The organism is Aestuariicoccus sp. MJ-SS9, from assembly GCF_032586235.1.
GTDB lineage: Bacteria > Pseudomonadota > Alphaproteobacteria > Rhodobacterales > Rhodobacteraceae > Aestuariicoccus.
The window spans coordinates 23,404-33,953 of the sequence record NZ_JAWHTD010000040.1 but is presented as its reverse complement, the minus strand read 5'-3'; the positions used below and the strand labels follow the sequence as shown (position 1 = coordinate 33,953).

Annotated in this window: 10 protein-coding genes; 6 read left to right on the top strand and 4 right to left on the bottom strand. The window is 68.5% G+C overall.

Annotated elements, in window-relative coordinates; translation table 11 throughout:
- Positions 1-370: 370 nt before the first annotated feature.
- Positions 371-1,477: a F0F1 ATP synthase subunit beta gene (locus RXV88_RS19125; RefSeq protein WP_316295102.1), complete on the bottom strand. Its 1,107-nt coding sequence runs from the start codon at positions 1,475-1,477 to the stop codon at positions 371-373.
- Positions 1,478-1,930: 453 nt separating this feature from the next.
- Here RXV88_RS19125 and RXV88_RS19120 point away from each other — a divergent pair, with 453 nt between their 5' ends.
- Complete coding sequence (locus RXV88_RS19120; protein WP_316295103.1) at positions 1,931-2,869, top strand: carbamate kinase; 939 nt, start codon at positions 1,931-1,933, stop codon at positions 2,867-2,869.
- Positions 2,870-2,890: 21 nt separating this feature from the next.
- On the opposite strand, the gene RXV88_RS19115 is transcribed toward RXV88_RS19120, so the two are convergent.
- Positions 2,891-3,028: a hypothetical protein gene (locus RXV88_RS19115; RefSeq protein WP_316295101.1), complete on the bottom strand. Its 138-nt coding sequence runs from the start codon at positions 3,026-3,028 to the stop codon at positions 2,891-2,893.
- An 18-nt stretch (positions 3,029-3,046) separates the two neighbouring features.
- Positions 3,047-3,691 (bottom strand): Crp/Fnr family transcriptional regulator, encoded by a 645-nt coding sequence (locus RXV88_RS19110; RefSeq protein WP_316295100.1) that lies wholly within the window; start codon positions 3,689-3,691, stop codon positions 3,047-3,049.
- Between the two features lie 226 nt (positions 3,692-3,917).
- Here RXV88_RS19110 and RXV88_RS19105 point away from each other — a divergent pair, with 226 nt between their 5' ends.
- From RXV88_RS19105 to RXV88_RS19095, 3 genes are all read left to right on the top strand, one after another.
- Positions 3,918-4,058: a hypothetical protein gene (locus RXV88_RS19105; RefSeq protein WP_316295099.1), complete on the top strand. Its 141-nt coding sequence runs from the start codon at positions 3,918-3,920 to the stop codon at positions 4,056-4,058.
- A gap of 147 nt (positions 4,059-4,205) precedes the next feature.
- A complete protein-coding gene (locus tag RXV88_RS19100) occupies positions 4,206-6,881 on the top strand; it encodes a cation-translocating P-type ATPase (RefSeq protein ID WP_316295098.1) in 2,676 nt (891 codons plus the stop codon).
- Positions 6,882-7,003: 122 nt separating this feature from the next.
- A complete protein-coding gene (locus RXV88_RS19095; RefSeq protein ID WP_316295097.1) occupies positions 7,004-7,594 on the top strand; it encodes an HPF/RaiA family ribosome-associated protein in 591 nt (196 codons plus the stop codon).
- Positions 7,595-7,873: 279 nt separating this feature from the next.
- On the opposite strand, the gene RXV88_RS19090 is transcribed toward RXV88_RS19095, so the two are convergent.
- Positions 7,874-8,407, bottom strand: coding sequence for an Hsp20/alpha crystallin family protein (locus RXV88_RS19090; RefSeq protein ID WP_316295096.1), 534 nt, complete (start codon positions 8,405-8,407; stop codon positions 7,874-7,876).
- Positions 8,408-8,619: 212 nt separating this feature from the next.
- Here RXV88_RS19090 and RXV88_RS19085 point away from each other — a divergent pair, with 212 nt between their 5' ends.
- Together RXV88_RS19085 and RXV88_RS19080 are read left to right on the top strand one after the other, a co-directional pair.
- Positions 8,620-9,762: an MlaE family lipid ABC transporter permease subunit gene (locus RXV88_RS19085; protein WP_316295095.1), complete on the top strand. Its 1,143-nt coding sequence runs from the start codon at positions 8,620-8,622 to the stop codon at positions 9,760-9,762.
- On the top strand, positions 9,759-10,544 hold the full coding sequence (locus tag RXV88_RS19080) for an ABC transporter ATP-binding protein (protein WP_316295094.1): 786 nt from the start codon (positions 9,759-9,761) through the stop codon (positions 10,542-10,544). The genes RXV88_RS19085 and RXV88_RS19080 overlap by 4 nt, the downstream gene beginning before the upstream one ends.
- Positions 10,545-10,550: the final 6 nt, after the last annotated feature.

Below are 10,550 nucleotides of genomic sequence, written 5' to 3'. Positions count from 1 at the left end.
GTTCGCCGACCTGCACACGCCCACCACACAAAATCCCCGCCTTCAGTCCGCCTGAAGGCGTTGTTCAAACCCGACTACTTATCGATGTGAGGTGCAGATACTGCGTTGTGATTGAACTTCATGTAATTGGCCTTGAAGTCCAAACTTGCATGAACGGCCGCTGTGCTGTTGCATGATTGGATGAGCGACACCGTTACCGTTCTCTCGTCCTCGTCGGGCGGCTACTTGTGCAAGAGCTTCAGTGGTCCTGATCTTGAGCCGCTGAAATTTCCTGGCTGCAAAGAATTTGATGTGGGCCAGGAAGAGGTAAGCGATCTTGCGTCTCTTGGTAAGCTGATCGGAGGGCTTGAGGAAGAGCCTGCGAAGACCGTCATACGGGGAGAACCGGTTGCTGCATCCAATGAGCAGGTTGCCCGCACCAAACAGAACTTCGCGACCAAGTCACGCCAGTGGTCTGAACGGCGGAGCAATACTCGGCCACGGTAGCGGCGGCATTGCGCTGCGAGAGATGCGAAAACGTGTGGGTCGCTGCGGGGTCGGTGAAATCGTCGGCGGGCACATAGACCGCCTGGATCGAGGTCATCGCACCGCGGTCGGTCGAACAGATCCGCTCTTCGAGTTCGGCCAGTTCGGTGCCCAGCGTCGGCTGATAGCCGACGCGGCTGGGGATCCGGCCCAGAAGGCCCGACACCTCGGACCCGGCCTGAACGAAGCGGAAGATGTTGTCGATCAGGACCAGCACGTTGCGGCGGCGGTCGTCGCGGAAATACTCGGCCATGGTCAGCGCGGCGTGGCCTACGCGAAAACGCACGCCGGGGCTTTCGTTCATCTGGCCGAAGACCATGACGGTGTTGTCCAGAACCCCCGCCGCGTCCATCTCGCGGTAAAGCTCTTCGGCCTCGCGGCAGCGTTCGCCGATGCCGCAGAAAAGGCTGATGCCGTCATATTCGGCGACCATGTTGTGGATCATCTCGGTGATCAGCACCGTCTTGCCAACGCCCGCGCCGCCGAAGAGCCCCGCCTTGCCGCCCCGTTCCAGCGGGCTCAGCAGGTCGATGGCCTTGATCCCGGTCTCGAAGATCGCGCCTTCGACCCGGCGTTTCGACAGCGGCACGGGATCGCGCAGGATGGCGCGGCGTGGCGCATCAACCAGCGGCGGGCCGCCGTCAATGGTTTCTCCGAAGACGTTGAACATCCGACCCAGAACCGCGTCGCCCACCGGCACCTCGATGGGCCGCCCGGTGTCGCGCACCGCCAGCCCCAGCCGCAGCTCGGGCGTGGGGTTCAGCACCAGCCCCCGCGCGATGTCCGCAGCCGGAAGGCCCGCCACCTCGATGACGATCTCGGGGTCGGTCAGGGTGACCAGACGCGTGGCGATGGACGGCAGCCCGCCGTCAAAGCGCACATCCGCGATGCCGCCCTCGATAGCGACGATATGGCCGATCTGGCCTGTGTGGTGGATCTGCGCCGCGGCCATCCCTGTCCTCTGCCAAGTGTCGGCCCGACCTTACCCCACCCCCGCCGCGACACATTGATCGAGATTAAATCGCGCGGTCCGGGCTTAACGCAGATTAATGCGCCGCGTCGGGGGGCCGGGAACTCTGGCCGCGCGGTGGAACATTGGGGGCGGCATGTCGGAGAGGGTCTTGAGAGCGCAGAGGTCAACCGGCCGCCGATCCAGGAATGGTCAGGAAGGCAAACGCATGGTCGGCACCTTGAACTTCGTCTGTTTCCCGAGCCTCCGGAGGACCGTATTGGCGGCGCACGCGGATCGTCCGCGGCAGCAGGACGGAAAACCGGGGCTGATCTCCGACAAGGGCGGCTCATGGCGCCGCTTCAAAGAGGCCGCCCGCGCCCGGCGCCGCATGGGCGATCCGCTCTCAGGGCCGAGTGCCTGCCCGTCCCGGTCCGACACCGCGAGGCCTGCGCGATGATCGTCGTGGCGGCCCTGGGCGGCAATGCTCTGTTGCGCCGGCAAGAGCCGTTGACCGCAGAGAACCAGCGTCGCAATGCCCGGGCGGCGGCGCGGGCGCTGGCGCGGATCCTGCGGGCCGGGCACGATCTGGTCGTGACCCACGGCAACGGGCCTCAGATCGGGCTCTTGGCGCTGCAGGGGCTGGCCTATCGTCCCGACGAGACCTTTCCTCTGGACGTGATGGGGGCCGAGACCGACGGCATGATCGGCTATCTCATCGAACAAGAGCTGGAAAACGCGCTGGATCATGACCGCAGCGTCGTCACCCTGCTGACGCAGGTGCTGGTCGATCCAGCCGATCCCGCCTTTCGGGCCCCGACCAAGTTCGTGGGGCCGGTCTATGACAAGGGCATCGCCGACGGCATGGCCGAGCGCTATGGCTGGGCGATGGCGCGGGACGGGGCGCAGTGGCGGCGCGTGGTCGCCTCGCCCAAACCTCTGGATATTCCCGACACCAAGGTCATCGGCCAGTTGATCGGCCAGGGCTGCGTCGTGATCTGCGCGGGGGGCGGCGGCATTCCGGTGATCCAACGGCCCGACGGCAGCCTGATCGGCGTCGAGGCGGTGGTCGACAAGGACGCCACCACCGCCTTGCTGGCCGAGCGGCTGGGCGCCGAGGCGCTGCTCTTGCTGACCGATGTCGACGGGGTCTACCGAGATTTCGGCGCGCCGGGGGCCGCGCGCATCGACCGGCTGAACCCCGAGGAGGCCGCGCAGCTGACGCTGCCCGCCGGGTCGATGGGCCCCAAGGTCGCGTCGGCCCGCGCCTTCGTGACAAGTGGCCCGGGCCGGATCGCGGCCATCGGCCGGCTTGAGGACGCCTTCGACCTTCTGGCGGGCCATGCGGGCACGCGGATCGCGGGCGAGCCGCCCCGCGGCCCCACGCGGTCATAAGGCCCCGGTCAGGCCGCGCCCTTACGATGCCGGACAGCGCGCGGGCTCGTGCGTGTGCGGGTCGATGCCGGCGATCTGCATCAGAGCGTCCGGATCGTCTATGGCGATGCGCATGTGCTCTCCGACCGAGATCACGCCCATTTCCGACAGCTTGCGCATCGTCCGGCAGACGTGGACCTAGGACAGGCCGACGAAATCGCCCAGCTGCTGCTGGGTCAGCGGCAGGTGGAGCGCGCGGTCATGCCCCGATCCGGCCGCGTGCAGGCGCTGGCGGAATTCCAGGATCGCATGGGCGATCCGCGTCTCGGCGCTGCCCTTGCCCAGCCGCAGCATCCGCTCGGACAGCCGGGCAAAGGCCTCTGCCAGAAAGCGCTGTTCGAAGGCCCCGAGCTGCGGAAATTCGCGCGAGAGCCGCGCCCAGTCGCGCCGGGGGATTTCCGCCACCGAGGCGAAGGTGACGGCCTCGATCTGCATCGCGCCCGCCGCCATGTCGCCCGAAGCGGCGTTCAGGATATCGCCGGGCAGGGCGAAGTCGATGATCTGGCGCTGCCCGTCGGGCATGGATTTCGACAAAGACACCCAACCCGACAGCACACAATGGACGACCGCGCGCCCGCTGCCCTCCAGCGCGATCACCGCGCCGGGGCGGTGGCGCCGCCGGTTGGTGTTGAGCGCGCGTTCCAGCGCCGTGGTCACCCCGGGGCACGCGGGCTGCCGCGCCGCCCGTCCGCCGGTGGCGTCGGTGATGGCAAAGACATTGCCGGTCATCGCATCGTCTCCATGGCCGTTCGGCCGGATCCCCGGCCGCTTCGGTCTTGGCATAGCAGGGGCGGGCGGCCCGCGATTGATCCGCCTCAATCGGTGGGCGCGGCGCGTCGGGGATTGACCGGGGTTAATGCGGCGGGCCCCGCGCGCGCTGACGATGCTCTCAGAGAGGCGGACGAGAGGGATCGGGATGCGCAACGGGGACGGACCGGCCGAGAGCGAAGCGGCAATAACGCGCGGGGTGCTCATATTCCCGCAGGGACGGGGCCACGGGTTTTCCCTCATGCACGGGGCGGCGTGGCTGCGATGCGCCAACGACAGCGCGCCGCCCAAGGCCACACCGGAACACGGCGCGTGGGAACTGGCCGAGTGGATCGCGCTCTGCCGCCGCTGCGCCACCGGCCAGCACGGCGCCCGCCGCTGACGGCACGGGGGCTGACGGCACGGGGGCTGGCGGAACCTTACGGCTTGCGGTTTGATCTGCGACAAGGCCCGGCGGCCCGCGCCGGGAAAGACTGCGCATAAGGCCCCGCGCCCTGTCCCGAACCGGAGAACCGACGTGCCAATGGACATGCCCGACCCCGCCCATTGCATGTCCGTCGACGCGGTGGCCGAACGCCTGCGCGCTGACCCCAAGAGCGGCCTTTCCACGCACGAAGCCGACCGCCGGCTCGCCGCCCATGGGCCGAACAGTCTGCGCCGGAAGAAGCCTCAGGGCGCGCTGAGCATCCTTGCCCATCAGGTCCAGAGCGTCATTGTCTGGCTGCTTCTGGCCGCGGCGGCGATGTCTTTCGTGCTGGGCGATATCGCCGAAGGAAGCGCCATCGCCTTCGTGCTGGCGCTCAACACCGCCATCGGCTTTTTCACCGAGCTCAAAGCCGCCCGCTCGATGGAGGCGCTGATGCGCCTGGCCGAGGTGCGCACGCGCGTGCGGCGCGATGGGGCGGTGCGGGTGATCGACGCGCAGGGGCTGGTGCCGGGCGATGTGGTGATCCTCGAGGCGGGCGATGTCGTGACCGCCGACCTGCGGCTGAGCGCGGCCTCTAACCTGCAGGCCGACGAATCGGTGCTGACGGGCGAATCCGCCCCGGTGACCAAGACCGCCGACCCGGTGGCGCGCGATGCGGCGCTGGGCGACCGGCTGAGCATGGCGTTCAAGGGCACGGCGATCACCCAGGGCGCGGGCGAGGGCATCGTGACCGCCACCGGCATGGCGACCGAACTGGGCCGGATCAGCGCCCTGGCCCAGAGCGCCGAGAGCGAGGCCGCCCCGCTGGAACGGCGGCTCGACCGGCTGGGGCACCGGCTGGTCGGGTTGACGCTGGCCTTGGCGGCGCTGACCATCGGCGCGGGCATCCTGCGCGGCCATGACGTGGTGATCATGGTGCAGACCGGCGTCGCGCTGGCGGTGGCCGCGGTGCCCGAGGGGCTGCCGGTGGTGGCGACGCTGAGCCTGGCGCGCGGCATGTGGCGGATGAGCCGGCGCAACGCGCTGATTACCCGGCTTTCCTCGGTCGAGACGCTGGGGGCCACCACGGTGATCCTGACCGACAAGACCGGCACGCTGACCGAAAACCGGATGACCGTCACGCGCTACCTGCTGGCCACGGGCGATGTCGAGGCGCCCGGCCCGGACGGCCCCGGCGGCAAGGGCTGGGGCACCGGCACGCCGCTGGACTGGGCGCTGCGGATTGGGGTGCTGTGCAACAATGCCGAACTGGGCCACGCGGCGACCGGCGGGCACAGCGGTGACCCGATGGAGATAGCGCTGCTGCGGGTTGCGGCCGGGCGCGGGCTGTCGCGCGCGCCCCTGCTCGAACGCTGGCCCGAGGTCGGCGAACATGCCTTTCATTCCGACGTCAAGATGATGGCCACCGTTCATGCGCAGGGCGACCGCTATTTCTATGCGGTCAAGGGCGCGGCCGAGGCGGTTCTGGACGCCTGCTCGCAGGTGCTGGGCCCCGATGGCGCGACCGCGTTCACCCCGGCGCAGCGCGCGGCCTGGGCCGAGCGCACCGCCGCCGCCGCACGCGACGGGCTGCGGCTGCTCGCGCTGGCGATGAAGGACAGCGCCGCGCCCGACGCGCCGCCATATGAGGGGCTGACGCTGGTCGGTCTGGTCTGTCTCAGCGATCCGCTGCGCGAAGATGTGCCAGCGGCCATCGCCGCCTGCCGCGCGGCGGGCGTGCGGGTCGTCATGCTGACCGGCGATCACGCCGACACCGCCCTGACCATCGCGCGTCAGGCCGGGCTGGGCGACGGGCGGCTGAGCGTGCTGGAAAGCGGCGAGATCGCCGGGCTCGACGCCGACACCGTCGGCGCGGAGGCGCGTGCGCGCATCCTCGCGGCCGACGTCTTTGCCCGCGTCGCGCCCGAGACCAAGCTGACGCTGGTCACCCTCTACCAGAGGGCTGGCCATGTGGTGGCGATGACCGGCGACGGGGTGAACGACGCCCCCGCGCTCAAGAAGGCCGATATCGGCATCGCCATGGGCCAGCGCGGCACCCAGGTGGCGCAGGAGGCCGCGCATATGGTGCTGCGCGACGACGCCTTCGCGACCATCACCGAGGCGATGCGGCAGGGCCGGGTGATCTTCGACAATATCCGCAAGTTCGTCGTCTACCTGATGTCCTGCAACGTCAGCGAGGTGCTGGTGGTTGGGCTGGCGGTGGGCGCGGGGCTGCCGACGCCTCTGCTGCCGCTGCAGATCCTGTTTCTGAACCTGGTGACGGATGTCTTTCCCGCCTTCGCGCTGGGGCTGGGCAAGGGCGACGAAGGGGTCATGCAAAAACCGCCCCGCGATCCGTCCGAGCCCATGGTGGACCGGGCGCGCTGGGGTCTGATCGCGGTGTTGGGCGCGCTGATCACGCTGGCCACTCTGGGGGCCTTTGCGGGCGCGCTCTATGGCTTGCGGCTGGCGCCGGGGCAGGCTGTGACGGTGGCGTTTCTGACGCTCGCGCTGGCGCAGCTCTGGAACGTGTTCAACGTGCGCGACCCCGGCTCGGGGCTCTGGCGCAACGAGGTCACGCGCAACGGCTATGTCTGGGGCGCGATCACGCTCTGCCTGGCACTGATCGGTGCGGCGCTCTGGGTTCCGCCGCTTGCGGCGCTGCTGGGCCTGCCCGATCCGGGGCGCGAGGGGCTGGCGCTGGCGCTGGGGGCAAGCCTTGCGCCGCTGGCGCTGGGGCAGGTCTGGATCGCCGCCGCCGGGCGGGACAAGGGCACGATCGACCGACGCTCGGATTGACCGCCGTCAATTCCGCCGCGCCGAAACGGTGCACTATGGCGGCGACGAGGCCCCGGCCCAGCCCGGCCTGACCCGCCTGTCGGGGCCGTTGCCGTTGCCGCAGAGCATGAAAGGAGCCAACCGTGCAAACGCCCCTGGAACTTGTCTTTCAGAACGTCGAACCCTCGGACGAGGTCAAGACGCTGGTCGATCAGAAGGCCCGGCATCTCGAAACGTTCTTTGACGGCATGACCGCCTGCAAGGTCTATGTCCGCGCCCCACACAAGCGCCACAAGACCGGCAATCTCTACGAGGTCACCATCGAGGTGCGGGTGCCCGGCGATACGCTGGTGGTGCGCCACAACCAGACCGACGTGGGTCAGCACGAGCATATCCAGGTCGCCGTCCGCGACGCCTTCGCCACGATGGCGCGCGAGGTCAAGCGCTGGAAGGACAAGATCGGCGGCGACGTCAAGACGCACGACACCCCGCTGCAGGGAACGGTGACCGAGATTTACCACGACGCGGGCTATGGCCAGATCATGGCCACCGATCACCGGCTGGTCTATTTCCACGAAAACAGCGTGGTCGGCGGCGGTTTCGGTGATCTGGAGCGCGACGACACCGTCGAACTGGTCGTCGAGACGGAAGAGAGCGAAACCGGCCCGCAGGCCAGCACGGTGCGCAAGATCGGTGGCATGGCCTTCGACCCCAAGGCCAAGCGGCCGCATTGATCCTAAGGTCGTGTCCCGCTGCGCCGCCAGCGAAAGCGCGATCTTCGCGCAGGGCGGTCAGCGCCGGTGTGCCGGTCGCCGCCGCCCTCTCGGCGTCGAGCTTTGCCTCGGACGTGACCGGCGCTGCGTTCACCGCAGCGATGTTCAAGAAGCCAACGGTCGCCGACGGGATCCGGGGCGCGGCGGTGGGAAGCCCCGGTCTTGGAAAACTTTGGTGACTTGCGCATGGGGCGGTCCGGGAAAACCGCCGAACGGGCGTCTCTCGACCGTGCCGGGCGCTTAGGCGCCCGGCTTGACCTCGATCTTGCGGCCCGGCTGGCGGGCTTCGGCGGTCTTGGGCAGACGTATCGTCAGCACGCCGTTGGCGAAGGTGGCCTCGATCTTGTCGTGCTCGATGCCTTCGGGCAGGGCGATGGAGCGTTTGAACGACCCGAACCGGCGTTCGGACAGATAGTAATCGCCCTCTTTGTCGCCTTCCTCTTTCTCTTCCTTCTTCTCTCCGCTGATCGTCAGATTGTGGTCGGTTACCTCGATGTCGATGTCCTTTTCCGCCATCCCGGGCAGGTCGGCGGTGATCCGAAGCTCGTCCTCCTTGTCGATCACGTCGAGGTTGGGCGACAGCGCGCCGAGCGCGGGCATGGCGCCTTTCCAGCGGCGGCGCAGCGGGGCGAGGCCGCCGCGGTAGAAATCCTCGAAGAGATCGTCGATCTCGTCGCGCAGCGACCAGAGCGGGCCCCAGCCGGCGCGTCCTTCGGGCTTGGCGGCTTCGGTGGCTTTGGTGTCTGCGGGGGTTTTGTCGTCGTCTTTGGGCATGGCGGATTCTCCAACATACTGGCCATCGGTCGGCGACCGACAACGGTATCTTCGCCGCCCCCCGCGCCGCCGGCATTAACATGCGTTAAATCCCGCGGGCGCGATTGCTTGGCACGAGGGGGCGGCAGCCCTTCCGCCGCCTCCCGAAAGGCTTTACGCTGCGCGGTATACGCCACGGATGACGCGGCACGGCGGGCAGGAAGACGGGGCCGGTGCGACACGACAAGAGCAAAGCCGCCGATGCAGAGATCGGCGTCGCCCTGGCGGGCGGCGGCGGGCCGGTGCGGCTGAGCGGCAGCCTGACGATCAGGACGGTGACGCCTGCGCGCGCGGCTCTCGCGGCGCTGCCCGAGGGCGGGACGGTCACGCTCGATATCTCGGCGCTCGCCCGGATCGACACCGCCGGGGCATGGCTGCTGGTGACGCTGACCCGCCGTCTGGCGGCGGCGGGGCGCGAGCTGCAGATCACCGGCGCCAGCGCCGAGGCCGCAAGCCTGATGCAGACCGTAGAGGCCGCTTATCCGGTGCCCGAGGCGCCCGCCCCGCATCGGCAAACCCTGGCTGATCTGCTGGAACGCCTCGGGCGACAGGTGATGACCGGCGTGGGCTTCGTTCTGGCGCTGGTCAGCTATCTGGGCATCTTTCTGCACCGGCTGGCGCGCGCCCTGCGCCACCCGCGCGAATTCCGCTTCACCTCGCTGGTGCATCATTGCGAAGAGGTGGGTTTCCGGGCCGTGCCCATCGTGGCGCTGATGGCCTTCCTGATCGGGGTGGTGCTGGCCTTTCAGGGCTCTGCGCAGCTGCGCCAGTTCGGGGCCGAGGTTTTTGTGGTCGATCTGATCGCCATCTCGATTCTGCGCGAGCTGGGCATCCTTCTGACCTCGATCATCGTCGCGGGCCGCACCGCCAGCGCCTTTACCGCCGCCATCGGCTCGATGAAGATGCGCGAAGAGATCGACGCGATGCGCACGCTGGGGCTCGACCCCGCGATGGTGCTTTTCGTGCCGCGCATCCTGGCGCTGTTGCTGATGCTGCCGATCCTGGGGCTGATCGCCGATATCGCGGGCCTGTTCGGCGGCGCGCTGATGGCGTGGATCGACCTTGGCATCTCGCCCGAGATGTTCCGCACCCGGCTGGTCGAGGGTACGGATGTCAGCCACGTGGTCGTCGGGCTGATCAAGGCGCCGTTCTTTGCGTTGATCATCGGGGTGGTCGGCTGCCATGCCGGCATGCAGGTGGAAAGCAACGCTGAATCTCTGGGCCGGATGACCTCGAACGCCGTGGTGACGGCGATCTTCGCCGTGATCGTGGCCGATGCGGTCTTTTCGATCTTCTTTGCGCGGCTGGGCATATGAGCGCGCCCGAGCCGGTCATAAGCCTGCGCGGCATCCGCAACCAGTTCGGCCGGCATGTTGTGCATGAGGACCTCGATCTTGATGTCTATCGCGGCGAGATCCTCGGCGTCGTCGGCGGATCGGGCACCGGCAAGTCGGTGCTGCTACGGACCATCGCGGGGTTGCAGCGCCCGGCGGCGGGCAGCGTCACGGTGCTGGGCACCGACGTTTTGCGCGCCGACGAAGACACCCGCAGCGCGCTCGAGGCGCGCTGGGGGGTGATGTTCCAGGACGGCGCGCTTTTCTCGTCGCTCACGGTGCGCGAAAACGTCGAGGTGCCGATGCGCGCGGTCGAGGGGCTGGATCCGGGCATCCGCCGCGATCTGGCCGATCTCAAGGTGTCGATGGTGGGGCTGCCCTACAATGCGGGCGACAAGTACCCGTCAGAGCTTTCGGGCGGGATGCGCAAGCGCGCGGGGCTTGCGCGGGCGCTGGCGCTGGACCCCGAGATCGTCTTTCTGGACGAACCCACGGCGGGGCTCGACCCGATCGGGGCCTCGGCCTTCGACGCATTGATCCGGGGGCTCAGCCGGTCGCTGGGGTTGACGGTGTTTCTGGTCACCCACGATCTGGACACGCTGCATGCGACCTGCGACCGCATCGCGGTGCTGGCCGAGCGAAAGGTGCTGGTGACCGGAACGATGCACGATATGCTGGCGGTCGATCACCCTTGGGTGCACGAATATTTCCACGGGCCGCGCGCCCGGGCCGCCGCGTCCGAGACGCGGGGCGAAAACGGATAGGAAAGG

Bases quoted from the DNA above. Each gene is read 5' to 3' on its own strand.
- RXV88_RS19120 (WP_316295103.1), top strand. From the start codon at position 1,931: ATGATCGTCGTGGCGGCCCTGGGCGGCAATGCTCTGTTGCGCCGGCAA.
- RXV88_RS19115 (WP_316295101.1), bottom strand. From the start codon at position 3,028: ATGCGCAAGCTGTCGGAAATGGGCGTGATCTCGGTCGGAGAGCACATG.
- RXV88_RS19125 (WP_316295102.1), bottom strand. From the start codon at position 1,477: ATGGCCGCGGCGCAGATCCACCACACAGGCCAGATCGGCCATATCGTC.
- RXV88_RS19080 (WP_316295094.1), top strand. From the start codon at position 9,759: ATGAGCGCGCCCGAGCCGGTCATAAGCCTGCGCGGCATCCGCAACCAG.
- RXV88_RS19110 (WP_316295100.1), bottom strand. From the start codon at position 3,691: ATGCCAAGACCGAAGCGGCCGGGGATCCGGCCGAACGGCCATGGAGAC.
- RXV88_RS19090 (WP_316295096.1), bottom strand. From the start codon at position 8,407: ATGCCCAAAGACGACGACAAAACCCCCGCAGACACCAAAGCCACCGAA.
- RXV88_RS19100 (WP_316295098.1), top strand. From the start codon at position 4,206: ATGCCCGACCCCGCCCATTGCATGTCCGTCGACGCGGTGGCCGAACGC.
- RXV88_RS19105 (WP_316295099.1), top strand. From the start codon at position 3,918: ATGCACGGGGCGGCGTGGCTGCGATGCGCCAACGACAGCGCGCCGCCC.